The sequence below is a fragment of the Streptomyces sp. WAC05292 genome, from assembly GCF_003949955.1.
Lineage (GTDB): Bacteria > Actinomycetota > Actinomycetes > Streptomycetales > Streptomycetaceae > Streptomyces > Streptomyces globosus.
In genome coordinates, this window is record NZ_RPSE01000079.1 from 1 (window position 1) to 20693 (window position 20693).

20 protein-coding genes and 1 pseudogene are annotated in these 20693 nt (G+C 74.2%); 15 read left to right on the forward strand and 6 right to left on the reverse strand.

Annotated elements, in window-relative coordinates:
- Both rsgA and EF903_RS11965 read right to left on the reverse strand, forming a co-directional pair.
- On the reverse strand, nucleotides 1-833 hold an 833-nt coding region (gene rsgA / locus EF903_RS11960; RefSeq protein ID WP_125543188.1), incomplete at its 3' end, for a GTPase RsgA.
- A gap of 260 nt (nucleotides 834-1093) precedes the next feature.
- Complete coding sequence (locus EF903_RS11965) at nucleotides 1094-2233, reverse strand: YihY/virulence factor BrkB family protein (RefSeq protein ID WP_125543189.1); 1140 nt, start codon at nucleotides 2231-2233, stop codon at nucleotides 1094-1096.
- 729 nt (nucleotides 2234-2962) lie between these two features.
- Between EF903_RS11965 and EF903_RS11970 the strand changes: the two genes are divergently transcribed.
- The 13 genes from EF903_RS11970 (at nucleotide 2963) to EF903_RS12025 (ending at nucleotide 14618) form a co-directional block, all read left to right on the forward strand.
- Nucleotides 2963-4228, forward strand: coding sequence for a GAF domain-containing protein (locus EF903_RS11970; protein WP_125543207.1), 1266 nt, complete (start codon nucleotides 2963-2965; stop codon nucleotides 4226-4228).
- A 5-nt stretch (nucleotides 4229-4233) separates the two neighbouring features.
- Entirely contained in the window at nucleotides 4234-4797 is a 564-nt protein-coding gene (locus EF903_RS11975) for a GNAT family N-acetyltransferase (protein ID WP_125543190.1), read from the forward strand.
- A 233-nt stretch (nucleotides 4798-5030) separates the two neighbouring features.
- Nucleotides 5031-5114 carry a putative leader peptide gene (locus EF903_RS35855; RefSeq protein WP_312845914.1) on the forward strand — a complete coding sequence of 28 codons (84 nt, stop codon included), beginning with the start codon at nucleotides 5031-5033 and terminating at the stop codon, nucleotides 5112-5114.
- A 219-nt stretch (nucleotides 5115-5333) separates the two neighbouring features.
- Entirely contained in the window at nucleotides 5334-7025 is a 1692-nt protein-coding gene (locus EF903_RS11980) for a nitrite/sulfite reductase (protein WP_125543191.1), read from the forward strand.
- On the forward strand, nucleotides 7022-7201 hold the full coding sequence (locus tag EF903_RS11985) for a hypothetical protein (RefSeq protein ID WP_125543192.1): 180 nt from the start codon (nucleotides 7022-7024) through the stop codon (nucleotides 7199-7201). The genes EF903_RS11980 and EF903_RS11985 overlap by 4 nt, the downstream gene beginning before the upstream one ends.
- Complete coding sequence (locus tag EF903_RS11990; protein WP_125543193.1) at nucleotides 7198-7908, forward strand: phosphoadenylyl-sulfate reductase; 711 nt, start codon at nucleotides 7198-7200, stop codon at nucleotides 7906-7908. Before EF903_RS11985 ends, EF903_RS11990 begins: the two co-directional genes overlap by 4 nt.
- 71 nt (nucleotides 7909-7979) lie before the next feature.
- Complete coding sequence (gene cysC, locus EF903_RS11995) at nucleotides 7980-8525, forward strand: adenylyl-sulfate kinase (RefSeq protein ID WP_125543194.1); 546 nt, start codon at nucleotides 7980-7982, stop codon at nucleotides 8523-8525.
- Nucleotides 8522-9466, forward strand: coding sequence for a sulfate adenylyltransferase subunit CysD (gene cysD / locus EF903_RS12000; RefSeq protein ID WP_125543195.1), 945 nt, complete (start codon nucleotides 8522-8524; stop codon nucleotides 9464-9466). Before cysC ends, cysD begins: the two co-directional genes overlap by 4 nt.
- Nucleotides 9467-9468: 2 nt before the next feature.
- The gene (locus tag EF903_RS12005; RefSeq protein ID WP_125543196.1) at nucleotides 9469-10800 is read left to right on the forward strand and encodes a sulfate adenylyltransferase subunit 1; all 1332 of its coding nucleotides are present in this window, start codon (nucleotides 9469-9471) and stop codon (nucleotides 10798-10800) included.
- Nucleotides 10801-11021: 221 nt separating this feature from the next.
- Complete coding sequence (locus EF903_RS12010) at nucleotides 11022-12155, forward strand: aliphatic sulfonate ABC transporter substrate-binding protein (RefSeq protein ID WP_125543197.1); 1134 nt, start codon at nucleotides 11022-11024, stop codon at nucleotides 12153-12155.
- A 33-nt stretch (nucleotides 12156-12188) separates the two neighbouring features.
- Nucleotides 12189-12980, forward strand: coding sequence for an ABC transporter ATP-binding protein (locus EF903_RS12015; protein ID WP_125543198.1), 792 nt, complete (start codon nucleotides 12189-12191; stop codon nucleotides 12978-12980).
- Nucleotides 12967-13851, forward strand: a complete 885-nt coding sequence (locus EF903_RS12020; protein ID WP_125543199.1) for an ABC transporter permease — start codon at nucleotides 12967-12969, stop codon at nucleotides 13849-13851. Before EF903_RS12015 ends, EF903_RS12020 begins: the two co-directional genes overlap by 14 nt.
- 5 nt (nucleotides 13852-13856) lie before the next feature.
- Complete coding sequence (locus EF903_RS12025) at nucleotides 13857-14618, forward strand: sirohydrochlorin chelatase (RefSeq protein WP_125543200.1); 762 nt, start codon at nucleotides 13857-13859, stop codon at nucleotides 14616-14618.
- A gap of 222 nt (nucleotides 14619-14840) precedes the next feature.
- Here EF903_RS12025 and EF903_RS12030 read toward each other — a convergent pair whose 3' ends face one another.
- Nucleotides 14841-15842 (reverse strand): ketopantoate reductase family protein, encoded by a 1002-nt coding sequence (locus tag EF903_RS12030; protein ID WP_125543201.1) that lies wholly within the window; start codon nucleotides 15840-15842, stop codon nucleotides 14841-14843.
- 365 nt (nucleotides 15843-16207) lie between these two features.
- Here EF903_RS12030 and EF903_RS12035 point away from each other — a divergent pair, with 365 nt between their 5' ends.
- Nucleotides 16208-17089: a DNA/RNA non-specific endonuclease gene (locus tag EF903_RS12035; RefSeq protein WP_260615104.1), complete on the forward strand. Its 882-nt coding sequence runs from the start codon at nucleotides 16208-16210 to the stop codon at nucleotides 17087-17089.
- A gap of 48 nt (nucleotides 17090-17137) precedes the next feature.
- Here EF903_RS12035 and EF903_RS12040 read toward each other — a convergent pair whose 3' ends face one another.
- Together EF903_RS12040 and mgt are read right to left on the reverse strand one after the other, a co-directional pair.
- The gene (locus EF903_RS12040) at nucleotides 17138-17713 is read right to left on the reverse strand and encodes a DUF1697 domain-containing protein (RefSeq protein WP_125543203.1); all 576 of its coding nucleotides are present in this window, start codon (nucleotides 17711-17713) and stop codon (nucleotides 17138-17140) included.
- A pseudogene (mgt, locus tag EF903_RS12045) lies at nucleotides 17710-18947 on the reverse strand (macrolide-inactivating glycosyltransferase). Before mgt ends, EF903_RS12040 begins: the two are co-directional and overlap by 4 nt.
- Before the next feature lie 103 nt (nucleotides 18948-19050).
- Between mgt and EF903_RS12050 the strand changes: the two are divergent.
- Nucleotides 19051-19902 (forward strand): phosphotransferase enzyme family protein, encoded by an 852-nt coding sequence (locus tag EF903_RS12050; protein ID WP_125543205.1) that lies wholly within the window; start codon nucleotides 19051-19053, stop codon nucleotides 19900-19902.
- Between the two features lie 40 nt (nucleotides 19903-19942).
- On the opposite strand, the gene EF903_RS12055 is transcribed toward EF903_RS12050, so the two are convergent.
- Complete coding sequence (locus EF903_RS12055; protein ID WP_125543206.1) at nucleotides 19943-20668, reverse strand: 3'-5' exonuclease; 726 nt, start codon at nucleotides 20666-20668, stop codon at nucleotides 19943-19945.
- Nucleotides 20669-20693 lie beyond the last annotated feature (25 nt).

The following is a 20693-nucleotide window of genomic DNA, read 5'->3' on the forward strand; positions in this document are numbered from 1 at the left end:
CCGACGCCCGCCTCCGCGTCCCACAGGCCGACGCCGCGCAGACCGGGGGTGTCGATCAGGACGCCCCCGCCGGGCAGCGCGAGGAGGTTGCGGGTGGTGGTCGTGTGGCGGCCCTTGCCGTCGACCTCCCGGGTCGCCCGGACCTCCATGACGTCCGCGCCGAGGAGCGCGTTGGCCAGGGTGGACTTGCCGGCGCCGGAGATGCCGAGCAGGACGCTCGTGCCGTCCGCGACGACCGCCGCGAGGACGTCCATGCCGTCGCCGGTCAGCGAGGACACCGTCAGGACCTGCACGCCGGGCGCCGCCGCCTCGACGTCCTGGACCAGGTACGCGCGGGTGGCCGGGTCCGGGACGAGGTCCGCCTTGGTGAGCACGACGAGCGGCTGCGCGCCCGATTCCCAGGCCAGGGCCAGGAACCGCTCGATGCGGCCGAGGTCGAGCTCGACGGCCAGCGAGACGGCGATGATCGCGTGGTCGACGTTGGCGGCGAGGATCTGGCCTTCGGACCGCTGCGATGACGTGGAGCGCACGAACGCGGTCCGGCGCGGCAGGTACGCCTTCACGTAGCGCGGGTTGCCGGACGGCTCCACCGCCGCCCAGTCGCCGGTGCAGATGACCCGCAGCGGGTCGTGCGGGGTGACGAAGGCGGTGTCCGCGCGCACGGTGCCGTCCGCGGTGACGACGTCGCACTGGCCGCGGTCGACGCGCACGACCCGCCCGGGCAGCAGGCCCTGCACGGCGTACGGGGCGAACTCGGCGGCCCATGCGTCGTCCCAGCCGAGCGCGGCGAGCGCGGAGGAAGAAGAGGAAGAGGAAGCAGAGGAGAGAGACAAGGGGAACCCTTCGGAGGGTGGCCCCGGCCGCGCGGGCCCGTCGGGCGCGCGAAGAGTCGAGAGGTGTCGGGTCAGCCGGAGACCACGGAAGCTGCATTGACGGTCTGGTGGGTGCGGGCAGCACCGAGCGCAGCGACAGTCATCAATGAACTCACCTCCGGGTCGGGACGAAACGGCTGCGGTCCGCGGCGAACGCGTCGCGGAACCAGTGAAACCGGTGGAACCGTAGCAAGATCGGCGGCGGCCGCGCCAACCTTTTTTCAGTGCTTGCGCAGCCGGGCCGTGTAGTCCTCCGGCGGCAGGAACTTCGACCACCGCTCGGGGAACTCGGACGGCATCCCGGCGTCGGGCTCGCCGTCGTCCTCGTCCTCGGACTCGCCCTCGGCCAGCGCCCGCCAGGCCGCGGCGCGCGCGATGAGCTGGGCGGCCTCCGCCTCCCGGGCGCGTTCGTTCGCCTCGCGTGCCGCGGCCGTGGCCACCGACGGCCAGACCCGGTCGATGGCGGCGTTGACGGCGGCGCCCACCAGCACCGCGAACGCGGACACGCCGATCCACAGCAGCACCGCGACGGGGGCGGCCAGCGAGCCGTAGATGGTCGGCCCCTCGACGGTGTTGATGAGGTAGAGCCTCAGCAGGAAGGAGCCGACCACCCACATCGCGAGGGCCACCAGCGCCCCCGGCACGTCCTCGATCCACGGCGAGCGCACGGGCACGGACACGTGGTAGAGGGTGGTCAGGAAGACGATGGAGAGCAGGGTGACCGTCGGCCAGTACAGCACCGCGATCACCTCGGCGCTCCAGGGCACCCAGCGCACCACCGCGTCGGGCCCGGCCACCATCAGGGGCAGCACGATGGCGCCGATCACGAGCGCGATCACGTACAGCAGGAAGGCGAGCAGCCTGGTCTTGACGATGCCCCTGTGCCCGTCCAGTCCGTACATGACGGTGATGGTGTCGATGAAGACGTTGACGGCGCGCGAGCCGGACCAGAGGGCGAAGGCGAAGCCGAGGGAGATGAGGTCGGGGCGGCCGCCGCGGGTGACGTCGTCGAGCATCGGCCGGGCGATCTCGTTGACGCCGCGGTCGGAGAGGACGGTGCCGACCGCGCGCAGGATGTTCTCCTCGATGGACGCCACGACGGTGCCGCCGGTCCAGCCGTCGACGTAGCCGAGGACGCCGAGCAGGCCGAGGAAGAGGGGCGGCAGGGACAGCAGGGTGAAGAATGCGGCCTCGGCGGCGAGGCCGAGGATGCGGTACTCGATGCAGGAGTTCACCGTGTCTTTCAGCAGCAGCCACGCCATCCTCCGCTTGGAGACGTTGCGGTAGAGGGCGCGGGCCCGGTGGAGCCGCCCGGACCGCCGCCCGGGGACCCGCTCGGGTGTTTCTTCTGCTGGCTGCACGTCCTTACGGTATCCGCCCGGCAGCCCCCGCCCGCACCGCCGGCGACCGGCGCCGGCCGCCGCCCGGCGGGCCCCGTGGGGGCCGGCCGCGCCACCTCCGCCGGTACGCCCGTACGGCGATGCGGGCGGGCCCCCTGCGTACGGGCGCGGGGGCCGCGGCGCACGACTGACCGAACGGGGTACGCAGATGGTGCGGCGGCCCGTCGACGGCACCGACGGGAAGGGCTGCGCGCCGGAGCCGGCCCGCGGACGGCCGGTGCGTAGGAGAGGGGTACGGGACCGGGTGCGCGGGGGCGCGAACCCGGTGGCTGACGGGCGCGGATCGGGCTGCGGGACGGGTGCGGATCGCGGGCGGGGGCGGTCCCCAAACCGCCCCGGACCGCAATCCGGACCCGTGTGACCGGGCGGGGGTGGCGCCGCGCCGACCCGGCACCACCCCCGGCCGGGAAAGCCCCGAGGAGGAGCTGTCACGCCGCTGTGCGGCGTCGGGACAGTCTGGGTCGGCCGGCCGGGACTTGGCGAGAGTTGCATACCGTTGCAACCCTCTGGGGCGTGAGCCGTCCACCGGGTGCGACAGGGGCTGCCGTTGGGCTGCCGCGGCGTGCGCGGAGCGCCCGGGCGGGCCCGCCCGGGAGGCTCGCGCACGTTCTGGCACGTCCTGTTCCGCACGGGGAGGTTCCGGTGGCCGACACCGCTGGCAGCACGGTCGATGTGGCGCGCATCTCGGCCATGGACCCGCGGGAGGCGACGCGCCTGCTGAGGGGCGTGCGGGCGGCCGCGCTGGCCGGGGAGCGGCCGCCGGCGCAGCCGCGCCCGGAGATCGCCGCGTCGTGGCGGCGGATGCTGGCGTCGGGGGTGCACCCGGACCGGGACGCGCGCTCGAGGCTGCTGTCGTCGGCGGAGACGGAGGAGCGGCGGCAGGGGTCGCCGCTGCGGGAGCTGCTGCCGGTGCTGCGGGAGGGGCTGCTGCCGACGCTGGACACCGCCCTGCACATCCTGGTCGTCGCCGATGCCGAGGGGCGGCTGCTGTGGCGGGAGGGCGCGGCGCCGGTGCTGCGGGCGGCGGACCGGCTGGGCTTCGCGGTGGGGGCCGACTGGGCGGAGGCGGTCGTCGGGACGAACGGCGTCGGGACGGCGCTGGTGGCGCGGCGGCCGGTGCAGGTGTTCTCGGCGGAGCACTTCGTCTCCAGCCACCACGCGTGGACGTGTGCCGGGGCGCCGCTGCACGACCCGCGGGACGGGCGGCTGCTCGGCGTGGTCGACGTGAGCGGGCCGCTGGCGACGATGCACCCGGCGACGCTGGCGTGGGTGAGCTCGGTGGCCCGTCTCGCGGAGCGGGAGCTGCGGGTCCGGCACCTGGAGTCGCTGGAGCGGCTGCGGGCGGTGGCGGCGCCGCTGCTGGCCCGGCTGCCCGGGCGGGCGGTGGCGGTGGACCCGCACGGCTGGACCGCGGCGGTGACGGGGCCGGCGCCGGCGGAGCGGATCCCGCTGCCGAAGGGCTTCGGGCCGGGGCGGGCGTGGGTGCCGCAGCTGGGGCAGTGCACGGTGGAGCCGCTGCCCGGGGGCTGGCTGCTGCGCGTCGCCGAGGCGCCGGCGGCGGGGGCCGCGGCGAGCCGGGTGGTCCTGGACCTCAGCCGGCCGCGGTCCTGGACGGCCACGGTGTACGGGGCCTCGGGCAGCTGGTCGCTGGACCTGACCCCGCGCCACGCGGAGCTGCTCTTCCTGCTGGCGGAGAGCCCGCGGGGCCGGTCGGCGGCGGAGCTGGCGCAGGAGCTGTTCGGGGACCCGACGCGGACGGTGACGGTGCGGGCGGAGCTGTCGCGGGTGCGGCGGCACCTGGCGGGGGTGCTGGCGCACCGGCCGTACCGGTTCGCGGAGGGGGTCGAGGTGGAGCTGCTGCGCCCCGCCGACCCGGCGGGGCTGCTGCCGCACTCGACGGCGCCGGCCGTGGTCGGGGCCCGCCTGGGCCCGGCGGCGCCGGGCATGGTTCCCTGACGTGCATGAGCACCATCACACTGACCACCTGGTCCCTGGAGATGACCTCCCCGGACGACCTCTCCCCCTCCGCCGTCCCGGGATCCGAGATAGCCGTCCGACGGGCGGAAGTCCCCTCGCCGGAGTTCAGCCGCTTCCTGTACACGGCGGTCGGCGGTGACATCCACTGGACGGACCGGCTGTCGCTGAGCCGCGCCGAGTGGGCGGAGCACCTCGGACGTCCGGGCGTGGAGACCTGGGTGGCGTACGAGCGCGGGACACCCGCCGGGTTCGTGGAGCTTGACCCGCAGGACGACGGCGTGGTCGAGATCATGTACTTCGGGCTGCTGCCGGACTTCCGGGGCCGCCGCATCGGCGGGCACCTGCTCTCCGTGGGCGTGGCCGCCGCGTGGTCGCTGGCCGAGCGCTGGCCGGACCGGGAACCGACGCGCCGGGTGTGGGTGCACACGTGCAGCCAGGACGGGCCGACGGCGATGGACAACTACCTGCGGCGCGGATTCAAGGTCTTCCGGACCGAGACGGAGGAGAAGGAGTACACCCCGACGCCCGGCCCCTGGCCCGGCGCGTAGCACCGCCGAAGGGGACGGCGGCGGACGGCGCGGCGGGACGACCGGCGGACGGCGCGACGGGGCGGGCGGCGGGCGACCGGCGGACGGCGGCCGGACAGGTCGATGGGAACCACCCGCCCCGCCCGTCACTCCCGCACGTGACCGCCGTCACGTCGTCCCGCATGGCGAGACCACTTCGTCCGCATCATGGACAGTAGTGGACTCCTCCAATCGCCCCATGACACGCTTCGGCCATGAATGGAGCTGGAACAGCCTTGGTGAGTCGGCGGCACGTCGACCTCGGCCGCATGTCCAGCGCCATCTGTCCGGCGAGCTGACGGAACCAGCCGACGCCGCACAGCGCGCACCGCACAGCGTCGTCGCGGTCGCGCCGCACACCGCCAGTCCCCTGAAGGCCCGACACCGCCCCGCACACCGGCACAACCGGCACCGGGCGGCGATCAGCCGCACCTGCTCAGCGTAGGAAACGTCACGGGGGCCGCGCCGCCGACTCCCCCTGCCCTTTGCACTGAGCCGCCGAAGAAGGACGTACCGCCATGGCCGCCACCCCCGAAACACCCGCCTCCGCGCGCCGCAAGCCCGGCCGTCACCGCGGCGAGGGCCAGTGGGCCGTCGGACACCACACCCCCCTCAACGGCAACGAGCAGTTCAAGAAGGACGACGACGGTCTCAACGTGCGGACACGCATTGAGACGATCTACTCCAAGACCGGATTCGACTCGATCGACCCCAACGACCTGCGCGGCCGCATGCGCTGGTGGGGCCTCTACACGCAGCGCAAGCCCGGGATCGACGGCGGCAAGACCGCGGTCCTGGAGCCGGAGGAGCTCGACGACAAGTTCTTCATGCTGCGCGTCCGCATCGACGGCGGCCGGCTGACCACCGAGCAGCTCCGTGTGATCGGTGAGATCTCCGAGGAGTTCGCCCGCGGCACGGCCGACCTCACCGACCGTCAGAACGTGCAGTACCACTGGATCCGCATCGAGGACGTCCCGGAGATCTGGCGCCGCCTGGAGGCGGTCGGCCTGTCCACCACCGAGGCCTGCGGTGACACGCCCCGCGTCATCCTCGGCTCCCCGGTCGCCGGCATCGCCGAGGACGAGATCGTCGACGGCACCCCGGCGATCGACGAGATCCACCGCCGCATCGTCGGCAACAAGGAGTTCTCGAACCTGCCCCGCAAGTTCAAGTCCGCGATCTCCGGCTCGCCGCTCCTCGACGTGGCGCACGAGATCAACGACGTCGCGTTCGTCGGCGTGCACCACCCCGAGCGCGGACCGGGATTCGACGTGTGGGTGGGCGGCGGCCTCTCCACCAACCCCAAGCTCGGCGTCCGCCTGGGCGCCTGGGTCTCCCTGGACGAGGTCCCCGACGTCTTCGAGGGCGTCATCTCGATCTTCCGCGACTACGGCTACCGCCGCCTGCGCAACCGCGCCCGCCTGAAGTTCCTCGTCGCCGACTGGGGCGCGGAGAGGTTCCGCCGCGTCCTGGAGGACGAGTACCTGAAGCGGAAGCTGACCGACGGCCCCGCCCCGCCGGAGCCCTCCGGCCGGTGGCGCGACCACATGGGAGTGCACCGCCAGAAGGACGGCCGCTTCTACGTCGGCTTCGCCCCGCGCGTGGGCCGCGTCGACGGCGCCACCCTCACCAAGATCGCCGAGGTCGCCGAGCAGCACGGCTCGGGGCGCCTGCGCACCACCGCCGACCAGAAGATGATCCTGCTGGACGTCGAGGAGGCCCGGATCGACTCGGCGGTCTCCGCGCTGGAGGCGCTCGACCTCCAGGTCACGCCCTCGCCGTTCCGGCGCGGCACGATGGCCTGCACCGGCATCGAGTTCTGCAAGCTCGCCATCGTCGAGACGAAGGCGCGCGGCGCCTCCCTGATCGACGAACTGGAGCGCCGCCTGCCGGACTTCGACGAGCCGCTCACCATCAACATCAACGGCTGCCCCAACGCCTGCGCCCGCATCCAGGTCGCCGACATCGGCCTCAAGGGCCAGCTCGTCCTGGACGACGACGGCAACCAGGTGGAGGGCTACCAGGTCCACCTCGGCGGCGCCCTCGGCCTGGAGGCCGGCTTCGGCCGCAAGGTCCGCGGCCTGAAGGTCACCAAGGACGGGCTGCCCGACTACGTCGAGCGGGTCGTCCGGCGCTTCCAGGAGCAGCGCGAGGACGGCGAGCGCTTCGCCACGTGGGTCGGCCGCGCGAGCGACGAGAGCCTGTCATGAGCGAGCGCGCCGCACCGTTCTTCTGCCCGTACTGCGGCGACGAGGACCTGTTCCCGAACGAGCAGGGCCACGGAGCGTGGGAGTGCAGGTCCTGCAACCGGGCCTTCCGGCTGAAGTACCTCGGCCTGCTGGCCCGCGGGCTGCGGACGCAATCCACGGGAGGGGAAGCGATATGACCGCCGACCAGCAGCCGGACGCCGGGCGCGACCTGAGGACGCTCGCCGAGCAGGCCGGGCGGGACCTGGAGGACGCCTCCCCGCTGGAGATCCTCCGCTGGGCCGCCGACACCTTCGGCCCGCGGTTCTGCGTGACCTCCTCCATGGAGGACGCCGTCGTCGCGCACCTCGCGTCCCGTGCGTTCCCCGGCGTCGACGTGGTCTTCCTCGACACCGGCTACCACTTCGAGGAGACCATCGGCACCCGCGACGCGGTCGAGGCCGTGATGGACGTCAACGTCATCACCCTCACCCCGCGGCAGACGGTCGCCGAGCAGGACGCCGAGCACGGCCCGCGCCTGTACGAGCGCGACCCGGACCTGTGCTGCGCCCTGCGCAAGGTCAGGCCGCTGGAGGAGGGCCTGACCGCGTACGACGCGTGGGCGACGGGCCTGCGCCGCGACGAGTCCCCCACCCGGGCGAACACCCCGGTGGTCGGCTGGGACGAGAAGCGGCGCAAGGTCAAGGTCTCCCCCATCGCGCGCTGGACGCAGGACGACGTGGACGCGTACGTCGCCGAGCACGGCGTCCTGACCAACCCCCTGCTGACGGACGGCTACACGTCCGTCGGCTGCGCCCCCTGCACCCGCCGCACGGCGGAGGGCGAGGACGCGCGGGCCGGCCGCTGGGCCGGCCGGGCCAAGACCGAGTGCGGGCTGCACGGCTGATGACCACGCAGACGACTCACACATCGCAGACGACGCGGACGACGACGGAACCGAACGGGAAAGAGAACGGGATGAGCGTGACCGGCCAGGGAGCCACCGTGTGGCTGACCGGTCTGCCCAGCGCGGGCAAGACCACCATCGCCTACGCGCTCGCCGAGCGGCTGCGCGGCGAGGGCCACCGGGTGGAGGTCCTCGACGGCGACGAGATCCGCGAGTTCCTCTCCGCCGGCCTCGGCTTCGACCGCGCGGACCGCGACACCAACGTGCAGCGGATCGGCTTCGTCGCCGAACTCCTCGCGAGCAACGGCGTCAAGGCCCTGGTCCCCGTCATCGCCCCGTACGCCGACAGCCGCGAGGCCGTGCGGAAGCGCCACGCCGGGGCCGGCACCGCCTACCTGGAGGTGCACGTCGCGACCCCGGTCGAGGTGTGCTCCGTACGGGACGTGAAGGGCCTGTACGCCAAGCAGGCCGCGGGCGAGATCTCCGGGCTGACCGGCGTCGACGACCCGTACGAGGCCCCGCAGTCGCCGGACCTCCGCATCGAGTCGCACACCCAGTCCGTGCGGGAGTCGGCCGACGCCCTGCACGCGCTGCTCACCGAGAGGGGTCTGGCATGACCGCCACCGCCGCGCACCCGCACACCGAGTCGGACGCCGACGCGCCGTACGCGCTCTCGCACCTGGACTCCCTGGAGTCGGAGGCCGTGCACATCTTCCGCGAGGTGGCGGGCGAGTTCGAGAAGCCGGTGATCCTGTTCTCCGGCGGCAAGGACTCCATCGTCATGCTGCACCTGGCGCTGAAGGCGTTCGCGCCGGCGCCGGTGCCGTTCGCGCTGCTGCACGTCGACACCGGGCACAACTTCCCCGAGGTCATCGACTACCGCGACCGCACGGTCGCCGCGCACGGCCTGCGCCTGCACGTGGCGTCCGTGCAGGAGTACATCGACGCGGGGAAGCTGAAGGAGCGTCCGGACGGCACCCGCAACCCGCTGCAGACGGTCCCGCTGACGGAGGCGATCCAGCAGCACCGCTTCGACGCCGTGTTCGGCGGCGGCCGCCGCGACGAGGAGAAGGCCCGCGCGAAGGAGCGGGTGTTCTCCCTGCGCGACGAGTTCTCCCAGTGGGACCCGCGCCGCCAGCGCCCGGAGCTGTGGCAGCTGTACAACGGCCGGCACGCCCCCGGCGAGCACGTCCGCGTGTTCCCGCTGTCGAACTGGACCGAGCTGGACGTGTGGCAGTACATCGCCCGCGAGGGCATCGAGCTGCCGGAGATCTACTTCGCCCACGAGCGCGAGGTGTTCGCCCGGAGCGGCATGTGGCTGACGGCGGGCGACTGGGGCGGCCCGAAGGACGGCGAGACGGTGGAGAAGCGGCTGGTCCGCTACCGCACCGTCGGCGACATGTCCTGCACCGGCGCCGTCGACTCCGACGCCGACACGCTCGACGCGGTGATCGCCGAGATCGCCGTCTCCCGCCTCACCGAGCGGGGCGCGACCCGGGCCGACGACAAGCTCTCCGAGGCCGCGATGGAAGACCGCAAGCGCGAAGGGTACTTCTAGCCATGACCAGCACCACCGAGCAGCTCAGCGCGACGACGCTGCTGCGCTTCGCGACCGCGGGCTCCGTCGACGACGGCAAGTCCACCCTGGTCGGCCGCCTGCTGCACGACTCCAAGTCGGTCCTGGAGGACCAGCTGGAGGCCGTCGAGCGGGTGTCCGCCGACCGCGGGCAGAACACGCCCGACCTGGCACTGCTGACCGACGGCCTGCGGGCCGAGCGCGAGCAGGGCATCACGATCGACGTGGCCTACCGCTACTTCGCGACCGCCCGCCGCCGGTTCATCCTCGCCGACACCCCCGGGCACGTGCAGTACACGCGGAACATGGTCACCGGCGCCTCGACCGCCGAGCTGGCCGTGGTCCTCGTCGACGCCCGCAACGGCGTCGTCGAGCAGACCCGCCGGCACGCCGCGGTCGCGGCCCTGCTGCGCGTCCCGCACGTGGTCCTGGCCGTGAACAAGATGGACCTCGTCGGATACCGGGAACCCGTCTTCGCTGCGATCGCCGAGGAGTTCACCGCGTACGCCTCCGAGCTGGGCGTGCCGGAGATCACGGCGATCCCGATCTCGGCGCTGGCCGGGGACAACGTGGTGGAGCCGTCCGCGCACATGGACTGGTACGGCGGCCCGACGGTCCTGGAGCACCTGGAGACGGTCCCGGTCAGCCACGACCTGACCGCCTGCCCGGCGCGGTTCCCCGTCCAGTACGTGATCCGCCCGCAGACCGCCGAGCACCCCGACTACCGCGGCTACGCCGGCCAGATCGCCTCCGGCGTGCTGCGCGTCGGCGAGCCGGTGACGGTCCTGCCGTCGGGCCGGACGTCGGTGATCGAGGGCATCGACGCCCTCGGCGGGAGCGTGGACATCGCCTGGGCTCCGCAGTCGGTCACGCTCCGACTGAAGGACGACATCGACATCTCGCGCGGCGACCTGATCGCCCCGACCGCGACGGCGCCGGCGACCACGCAGGACGTCGAGGCGACCGTCTGCCACGTCGCCGACCAGCCGCTGACGGTGGGCGCGCGGGTGCTGCTGAAGCACACCACCCGCACGGTGAAGGCGATCGTCAAGGAGATCCCCTCCCGGCTGACCCTGGACGACCTCTCCCAGCACCCCGAGCCGGGGCGGCTCGTCGCCAACGACATCGGCCGCGTCGTCGTCCGCACGGCCGAGCCGCTCGCGCTCGACGCGTACGCCGACTCCCGCCGGACGGGCTCGTTCCTGCTGATCGACCCGCAGGACGGCACGACGCTGGCGGCGGGCATGGCCGGCGAGTCCTTCGCCTCCCGGGCGGAGGCCGCCCCGGCCGCCGACGACGAGGGCTGGGACTTCTGACCGTGTTCGGCGACATCTACTCGACGTTCGCGAAGGAGGGCGGCCGCGTGGGCAGCGGCGCCGTCGGCAGCGGCCAGGGAGGAGTGGCGCGATGTGCGCGATGACGTACGCGCACTGCCTGCGCGCCCCCTCCCCGCGTGACCGCCGCGAGCCCGATCCGGCCTCGCTCCACAGACGAAGACGTGCGTCCTGAGGACGACGTCACGAGAGGAAGCCCTCCCGTGCCTGCCACCACCCGCACCACCGCCCGCAAGGCGCTGCGCCGCGGCCTCGCCGCCGCCTCCGCGCTGCCGCTGCTGATCGGCGCGCTCGCCTCCTGCGGCTACGGCTCCCAGGCCGAGACCGCGGACGACAGGAAGGCGGGCGCCGCGTCCGGCTCCGGAGCGGCGCTGTCCGCCCCCGAGGTCCGCATCGGCTACTTCCCGAACCTGACGCACGCCACCGCGCTGGTCGGCCTCCAGGAGGGCCTGATCGCGAAGGAGCTCGGCGGCACCAAGCTCAAGGCGCAGGCGTTCAACGCGGGTCCGTCCGAGATCGAGGCCCTGAACGGCGGCTCCCTGGACATCGGGTTCATCGGCCCCTCGCCGTCCGTCAACGGCTACGTCAAGTCCAAGGGCCAGAACCTGCGGATCGTCTCCGGCTCCGCCTCCGGCGGCGTGAAGCTGGTCGTCAACCCCGACCGGATCAAGACGCTCGACGACCTCAAGGGCAAGCGGATCGCCACCCCGCAGAAGGGGAACACGCAGGACGTCGCGTTCCTCAACTGGATCTCGGAGAAGGGCTGGAAGGTCGACCCGGAGTCCGGAAAGGGAGACGTCTCCGTCGTCCGCACCGACAACAAGGTGACCCCCGACGCCTTCAAGCAGGGTTCGATCGACGGCGCCTGGGTGCCCGAGCCGACCGCGTCGAAGCTGGTCTCCGAGGGTGCCTCGGTCCTCCTCGACGAGACCGAGCTCTGGCCCGACAAGAAGTTCGTCATCACCAACGTGATCGTGTCGCAGAAGTTCCTGAAGGAGCACCCGGACGTCGTCGAGGCCGTGCTCAGGGGCACCGTCAAGACGAACGAGTGGATCAACGCCGACCCGGAGAGGGCCAAGGCCTCCGCGAACGCGGCCCTGAAGGCCGAGACCGGCAAGGAACTCGACGCGAAGATCATCGACCCGGCGTGGAAGAGCATCCTCGTCACCGACGACCCGCTGGCCGGCACCCTCAAGGCGCAGGCCGAGGACGCGGTGGCGGCCAAGCTCATCGAGCGGCCCGAACTGGCCGGCATCTACGACCTGACGCTCCTGAACAAGGTGCTGAAGGAGTCCGGCAAGCCCGAGGTCTCCGACGCCGGTCTCGGCGCCAAGTAAGCCCCCGAACGCATCCCCCAGGAGGTGACGACCATGGCCACCACGCTTGCCGCGGCCGCCGAGGACGCCGTCGCGGCGGCCGCGAGCGCCGCCCGGATCGAGCACGTCTCGAAGTCCTTCTCCGGCCCGGCCGGATCGCAGCTCGTGCTGGACGACATCAGCCTCGACGTCGCACCCGGCGAGTTCGTCACCATCCTGGGGGCCTCGGGCTGCGGCAAGTCCACCCTCCTCAACCTGGTCGCCGGCCTCGACCGGCCCACCTCCGGCACCATCGAGACCGCCGGCCGGCCCGCCCTGATGTTCCAGGAGCACGCCCTCTTCCCCTGGCTGACCGCCGGCAAGAACATCGAACTCGCCCTGCGGCTGCGCGGCGTTGCGAAGTCCGACCGCAAGGCGGAGGCCGAGCGCCTGCTGGAGCTCGTCCGCCTCGGCGGCGCGTACGGCAAGCGGGTCCACGAGCTGTCCGGAGGCATGCGCCAGCGCGTCGCCATGGCTCGCGCGCTCGCCCAGGACAGCCGGCTGCTGCTCATGGACGAGCCGTTCGCCGCCCTCGACGCCATCACCCGGGACGTCCTGCACGGCGAGCTGACCCGCATCTGGGAGGAGACCGAGCTCTCCGTCCTGTTCGTCACCCACAACGTGCGCGAGGCCGTGCGCCTCGCCCAGCGGGTGGTCCTGCTCTCCTCCCGCCCCGGCAGGGTCGCGAAGGAGTGGACCGTCGGCATCCCGCAGCCGCGCCGCATCGAGGACGCGGACGTCGCGGAACTGTCCCTTGAGATCACCGAGCACCTGCGTGGGGAGATCCGCCGCCATGGCCAGCACTGAAACGAAGGCGAAGGCGGACGACCTCGCCGGCCTCGAAGCCGGGCTCGACGCGCTCGACGCCGTCGAGATCCGCCGCACCCCGGTCCGCGAGGTCCTGTTCCGCAAGGTGCTTCCGCCGGTCCTCGCCGTCACGCTGGTCCTCGCCGTCTGGCAGGTCCTCGTCTCGGCGGGCGTCACCGACGAGGCGAAGCTGCCGCCGCTGTCCGCGGTCGGCGACAGCCTGGCCGACATGTGGCTGAAGGGCACCCTGTTCGAGGTGATCTGGACCTCCGTCTCCCGCGGCCTCCTCGGCTTCCTGCTGGCCCTGGCCATCGGCACCCCGCTCGGCCTGCTGGTGGCGCGCGTGAAGTTCGTCCGCGCCGCGATCGGACCGATCCTCTCCGGACTGCAGTCCCTGCCGTCCGTGGCGTGGGTGCCGCCGGCGGTGCTGTGGTTCGGCCTGAACGACGCCATGATGTTCACCGTCATCCTGCTCGGCGCCGTCCCGTCCATCGCCAACGGGCTCGTCGCCGGCGTCGACCAGGTGCCGCCGCTGTTCCTGCGGGCCGGCCGCACCCTCGGCGCCACCGGGATCAAGGGCGTGTGGCATGTCGTGATGCCGGCCGCCCTGCCGGGCTACCTCGCCGGTCTGAAGCAGGGCTGGGCGTTCTCCTGGCGCTCCCTGATGGCAGCCGAGATCATCGCCTCCTCTCCCGACCTCGGCCTCGGCCTCGGCCAGCTGCTGGAGAACGGGCGCAACAACATCGACCTGCCCGGCGTCTTCCTCGCGATCATCCTCATCCTGGTCGTCGGCATCGCGATCGACCTGCTGATCTTCAGCCCGGTCGAGCGGTGGGTGCTGCGCAGCCGCGGCCTGCTGGCGCGGAGCTGACCGGCATGCCCCCCGCCCCCGCCCTCCTCGTCATCGCCCACGGCAGCCGCGACCCGCGGCACGCGGCGACCGTGCACGCCCTCACCCGGCGCGTCCGGGCACTGCGGCCGGGGCTGCGCGTGGAGACCGCCTTCCTGGACTTCAACGCGCCCCGCGTCGAGCAGGTGCTGGCCGCGCTGCACGCCGACGGCGTCCGCGACGTCACCGCCCTGCCGCTGCTGCTCACGCGCGCCTTCCACGCCAAGGCCGACATCCCCGCGGTGCTGTCGGAGGCCCGGTCCCGGCTGCCCGGGCAGACGGTGCGGGTCGCCGACGTCCTCGGCCCCTCCCCGCTGCTGACGGCGGCGCTGGAGCGCCGTCTGGCGGAGGCGGGCATCACGGCCGCGGACCGGGCCTCCACCGCGGTGGTGCTCGCGTCCGCCGGCTCCTCGGACCCGGAGGCGATCGCAGTGATCGCTGAAATCGCGCGGGAGTGGCGGCACACCGGTTGGTGCGCCGTGCGGCCTGCGTTCGCCTCCGCCGCTCTTCCCCGTACGGAGGACGCCGTACGGGCCCTGCGCGCCGAGGGGGTGCGGCGCGTCGCGGTGGCCCCGTACGTGATCGCCCCCGGGCGGCTGCCGGACCGGATCGCGGCCGGCGCCGCGGAGGCCGGCGCGGACGTCCTGGCCGGCGTGCTCGGCGCGGCCCCCGAGGTGGCCCGGCTGCTGCTGGCCCGCTACGACGGGGCGGCGGCCGCGGGCGGCCGCGCGCACCGGCTGTCGGCGTAGGCGGCCGCCCGCGGAAATTCCGGGGCGGGACATCGCCGCCGCCGCGTCGCGTGGGGCCGCGGTCCGCGCGCGGGCCCGCAGGGTGGGGGGTTGTGGCAGAGCGGGCCATTGCAGCCCGCGGTGCGGGAGGTCCCCCGCACCGCGGTCGAGCGGTGCCGGCAGCCGGACCTGGCGCCGGGCCCCGCGGGTTCGAATCCCGTCGGCCCCCCACCCGCGCCGCGCCTATGCGCGGGCGGCGGCCTCGTCGGCCAGCGCCGTCAGGTCGGCGATCGACATCGAGCCGGGCGGGAGGCCTTCCCGGGCGAAGATGTTCGCCGCGTGCCGCAGCGTCTCGTTCACCGGCGTCGGCACCCCGTGCAGCCGGCCGAGCAGGCACACCTCCCCGTTGAGGTAGTCCGCCTCGATCGTGCCCGTGCCCCGGTACAGGGACTGCCAGGACGATCCGCCGCGCACCGCGTCCGGCTGCCGGACCTTCCCCTCGCGCGCCTCCGCCTCCTCGGCGTCGGAGGCGTACGGGATGCCCGCCGCCAGGAGGGCCTCCCGCCCTTCGCGCCGGGCCCGCAGCACCAGGGCGGCCTTGGCCGGGTCGGGGTCGGGGCCGGTCGCGGCCTGGACGGCGTTGCCGAGGTTGCCCAGCAGCTTGGCGTACTTCCACCGCATCACGTCCGTGACGACGGGCGCGCCGAAACCCGCCCGCTCCAGGTCCGCCGAGATCCGCCGGGCCCGCGCGTCCGCACCGCCCGCGGCGAGCCCGAGGTGCAGGATGCCGGTCAGCGGCGCGCACAGCGCGCTCACGGCGCCGGGCTCGGTGAAGGTGGCGGGCAGCCACACGCACACCCCGTACACGCGGGCGAAGCGCCGCAGGGCGAGGCGCTCGCTCTCGACGCCGTTCTGCGCGCACAGGACGGGCAGCCGCTGCGCGGCGGTGCCCCCGCCGGCGACCTCGGCGGCGCCCCAGGTGTCGAGGGCGGCGATCGCGTCCTGCGTCTTGACGGCGAGCAGCAGGACGTCGTCGGGCCGCAGTTCGCCGAGTTCGGCCGGGCCGGTGACGACGGGCAGCCGGTGCACCCGCGGCCCGTCCGCCGTGGTGAGCCGCAGGCCGTCCGCCGCGAGGGCCTCCCGGTGCGCGCCGCGCGCGACGAGGACGACCTCGCTGCCCGCTTCCGCGAGCCGTCCGCCGATGGTCGCGCCGATGGCACCGGCGCCGATGATGATGTAGCGCATGACGGGGAAGCCTGGCACACCGGCCGGGCACCGTGCGACGCGGTCCCCGGAAGGTTGTGCTCCGGGCCCCTGGTCCGGGCCCCTGGTCCGCCCCGCTGCTCCGGCCCCCCGCTCGGGCCCGCCGCTCCGGACTGCGGCCGCGGGCCGGGAGGTTGACGCCGCAACCACCCATGTCGGCTGTGCGGCCTGGGGAGTTCCCGGCGCGCCCGGCCCGTGGCCGCCGTACGCTGGAAGTGCACGCGCGGCGCGGGAAGCCCCCGCCGGTGTGCGCCCGGACCGTCCGCCGCGGGGCCCCGCGCCTCCTTCCCGGCGGGGTCCGGCGGGGCTTCCCGCGTCCGAACTCCCTGTGCGAAGGGAGCCTGACGATGGCTGCCACGAACCACGCACCCGCCCCGCCCCGGCCGCTCGGCCCGGAGTCCGGGCTCGCCGCAGGCTACGACCCGGGGTTCCTGGCGGTGGCTGTGCCCCCGCCGGCCCTGGATCCGCAGGTCAAGGACGACGCGGTCCTGCTGGACGGCTCCGAGGTCGTCCCGTACACCCATTTCTCGCTGGCGCTGAGCGGTTCCCGGCGGTTCGCTCGGTGGGTGGGGTGGAACATCGACGGCGGCAGTCTGAAGCGGCTGGACCGGCGCGGGATCCGCTTCCGCCTGGACCCGCGGCTGCCGGCGTCGGCGCAGGTGGACAACGAGCTGTACCGGGACCGTGACGGCAGGCCGAACCGGCTGGACCGCGGGCACGTCGCCCGCCGCGCCGACCTGGTGTGGGGGCCGCTGGAGGAGGCCCGGCAGGCGAACCGGGACTCGTTCTTCTACACCAACATCACTCCGCAGATGGACGATTTCAACCAGAGCCCGCGGGACGGCGTCTGGGGCCGCCTGGAGGACGCGGTGTTCGAGGAGGTGGGGGTCGACGGGCTGCGGGTGACCGCGTTCGGCGGGCCGGTGTTCCACGACGACGACCGGCTCTTCCGCGGGGTGCGGATACCGCGCGAGTTCTGGAAGGTGCTCGTCTACGGCGACCGGGGCGCTCTGAAGGCGAAGGCGTTCCTGCTGACACAGGACCTGGTGCTGACGGAGGCCCTCGACCTGGACGAGTTCCGGGTGTTCCAGGTCACGGTGGGCGAGGTCGAGAGCCGGACGGGGATCCGGTTCGGCGCGGCGGTGGCGGCCGCGGAGACCGTGGCGGTGCCGGAGTCGGCGGCGGTGCGGGCCCCGCTGGAGGGCCTCGCCGACATCGACTGGGACTGACGGGGCCCGGCCCGCGCCGGGCGTCCGGCCGCCACCCGGCGGCGGCCGTCAGGCGGATGTCATCTCGACGAGCTTCACGACCGTGTTCCAGTTGCGGGTCGTCGCGTCGATGCCCCGCAGGAGGGCGGGCCGGGCGAGGGCCTCCGCCAGCTTGGAGCGCCCGAGCCCCTCGGGGGCGTACAGGTAGAGGACCCGGTCGCCGAGGCGGAACTCCTCGGGGAGGTGGGCCTCCCGGTCGATCCCGTCGAACCGGGAGGCGTCGGGCTGCTTCGACAGGAACGTCGCGTGCAGCTGCTTCCCCTCCAGCTCCGCGGCCGGGAAGGGGCAGGCATCTGCGACGGCGCGCAGCCGGGCGCCGTCGAGGACGAGGCAGGCGACCGCGAAGCCGAAGCGGGCCTGGATGGCCTGCTCCAGTTCGCGGGCCAGCCCGTCGGCGTCGGTCCGCGCGCTGGTGAATACGGCGTTCCCGCTCTGGAGGTAGGTGCGGACGGCCTCGTGGCCGAGGCCTTCGAGGACCTCGCGGAGCTCGGCCATGGGCACCTTGCGGCTGCCTCCGACGTTGACCCCGCGGAGCAGGGCGGCGTACGCGGTGTTCGACGGCTTCTTCGCCGTCCGGGTGGTCATCCTCGAACGATAGTCTCGATCAGGTCGGCGGCGCGCCGGGTTCCTCCCTCGGCTGCCATCTCGGCGCGGACCGCCTCGGCGCGGGCGGCGACCTCCGGGTCCGCGACCAGCGCGAGCACGGCCTCCCGCAGGGTGGCGGCGTCCGCCTCGTCCATGGGGACGTGCCGGGCGACGCCCAGCGACCGGAGCATGTCGGCGTTGCCGAACTGGTCGACGGCCTGCGGGACGGCGACCATCGGGGTCGCGGTGGCGAGGCCCTCCTGGCTGCCGCCGGCGCCGGCGTGGGTGATGAAGGCGTCGGCCTGCCGGAGGACGTCCAGCTGGGGCACCCAGCGGTGCACCTCGACGTTCGCGGGGACGCCGCCGAGGTCGGCGGGGTCGGTGAACCTGCCGATCTGGAGGACGACGTGCCAGTCGGGGAGGTCCCCGAAGGCTTCGATGCAGGCCCGGTAGAAGCCGGGCTGCCGGGTGAACGTCGAGCCGAGCGAGACGAGCAGCACCTTCTTGCCGGCGGCGGCCTCCGGGCGCTGCCAGGTGCCCTCAGCGGTGCGGTCGCCCTGGCAGGCGCCGACGAAGGTGTGGACGGCGGGGTCGACGCGGTCCGCGTGCGGCTGGAGGGCGCGCGGGATCAGCACGATGCTGCGGCGGGGCCGGCCGACGAACCGGTCGGGGTGCTCGTCGATGCCGTTCTCGGCGAGCCAGGCGGAGAAGCGGGCGTAGTACGCGCGCCCGCGCTCGGAGGCGCGCAGCTCGGCGGTCATCGGGGCCGCCACCTCCTCCTCGTATCCCTCCCAGGCGACCAGGTTCGGGGAGAGGGAGACGGCGGGGACGCCCCACCGGCGGGCCAGGACGCGCGCCGGGTAGGAGGTGATGTCGTGCAGGACCAGGTCCGGCTCGTCTCCTTCGAACGCGGCGGCGAGCTGGGGCAGGGCCTGGACCGCGTCGTCCAGGAAGGGCTCGATGTTGTCGATGAGTTCGGTGCCCCAGGCCTCGGGCTCGTCGTCGGTGGGGAGGGTGGAGGTCCACACGACGGGGGTGGCGCCGGTCTCGGCGACCTTCTCCGCGAAGGACGCGGGGATGGCGTAGCTGACGCGGTGGCCGCGCGCGACGAGCTCCCGGATCACCTCGATGCTGGGATTGACGTGGCCGTGGGCGGCGATGGAGAACATGGCGATGTGGGCGGGCTTCGCTGCGGTCATGCACCCACCATAGCGAGACGAGACGTCTCGTTCAACCGTTTTCGCGCACGGACCCCGGGGCGGGGCGTGCGAGACTGGGCCGCCGGACCGGCCCCGCGCACGGCGGCCGGCGGGATGCGAGAGGGACGACGGCACCGCATGGACGAGGCGCTGGCCCGGGACGTGTTGGACGCGGCGGGGTTCACCGGGGAGCCGGCCCTGCTGGCGCTCGGCGAGAACGCGGTCTTCCGCACGGGCGGCCTGGTGGTCAAGGTCGGCCGCGAGGCGGCCCTGCTGCAGCGGGCAGAGCGGGAGCTCGCCGTGGCGGCCTGGCTGGAGCAGGCCGGGATCCCGGCCGTCCGGGCCGCGGAGCCCGTGGCGCGGCTGGTCGCCGGACACCCCGTCACCGTGTGGCACCGGCTGCCGGACGCGGTCCGCCCGGCCGGCCCCGCCGACCTCGCGCGACTGCTGCGGCAGCTCCACGCCCTGCCCGCACCGCCCTTCGCCCTGCCCGCACGGGACCTGCTCGGCGGCGTCGAGCGCTGGCTGCGGCTCGCCGGGGACGCGGTCGATCCCGCGGACGCCGCCTTCCTGCGGTCCCGCCGCGACGCCTACGCCGACGCGGCGGCGGCCCTCACCCCCTGCCTCCCGCCGGGCCCGATCCACGGCGACGCCCTGCCGCGCAACGTGCACGCCGGCCCGGACGGCCCGGTCCTCGTCGACCTGGAGACCGTCTCCGCCGACCTGCGCGAGCACGACCTGGTGGTGATGGCCCTCTCCCGCGACCGGTACGGCCTCCCCGACGCGGCGTACGGCGAGTTCACCGCCGCGTACGGGTGGGACGTACGCGACTGGGAGGGCTGCGCGGTCCTGCGCGGCGCCCGCGAGACCGCCAGCTGCGCCTGGGTGGCCCAGCACGCCCCGGCCAACCCCCGGGCCCTGGCCGAGTTCCGCCACCGGGTGGCCTCCCTCCGGGCCGGCGACACCGCCGCCCGCTGGCACGCCTTCTGACACCGCGCCACCGGCGCGGCGGCACCCGCGCCCGCCGGCGTCAGGCCGGGGCGGGGACCGCGCCGCGCAGCGGCCACGCCGGGTCGACCACCGCGTCCGGGGCACCCTGGCGGCGCAGGTAGGACTGGAAGTCGCGGGCCCAGCGCTCGTGCCAGGCGCCCTGCCGGGCGTGCAGCGCGTCCGGGCTGAGGGCGGCGACCTGCGGGTGCCGGGCGGCTATCGCGCGGGCCACCTCCACCGCCGCCAGGGCGTCGGCCCCGGCGTCGTGCGCGCGGTCCAGGACCACCCCGTACACCGCGCACGCGGCCTCCAGGGTCCGCTTGCCCCGGCGGTAGCGGTCCACCGCCCGGTCGATGGTGAGGGGGTCGACGACCGGGCCGGTCGCCGGGCCGCCGAGCCGCTCGGCGAGCGACGGCAGCCCGTACCGGGCCAGTTCGGCGGAGAGCAGGGTCAGGTCGAACGCGGCGTTGTAGGCGACGACGACGGCGCCCCGCCGCCAGTGGCCGACGAGCGCCCCGGCGACCTCCTCGGCGACCTCGCGCGCCGGGCGGCCCTCCGCGACGGCCCGCTCCGTGCTGATCCCGTGGATGGCGGCGGCCTGCTGCGGGATCGGTATCCCCGGGTCCGCGAGCCAGCAGCGCCGCCCGAGCACCTCGCCGGCCCGCACCTCGACGACCGCGGCCGTGACGATCCGGGACTCCCCCGGCTCCGTCCCGGTCGTCTCCAGGTCGAACCCGATCAGCACACCGCCGTGCCAGTCCCCCATGACGCGCCCCTCCCCCGCACCCGTG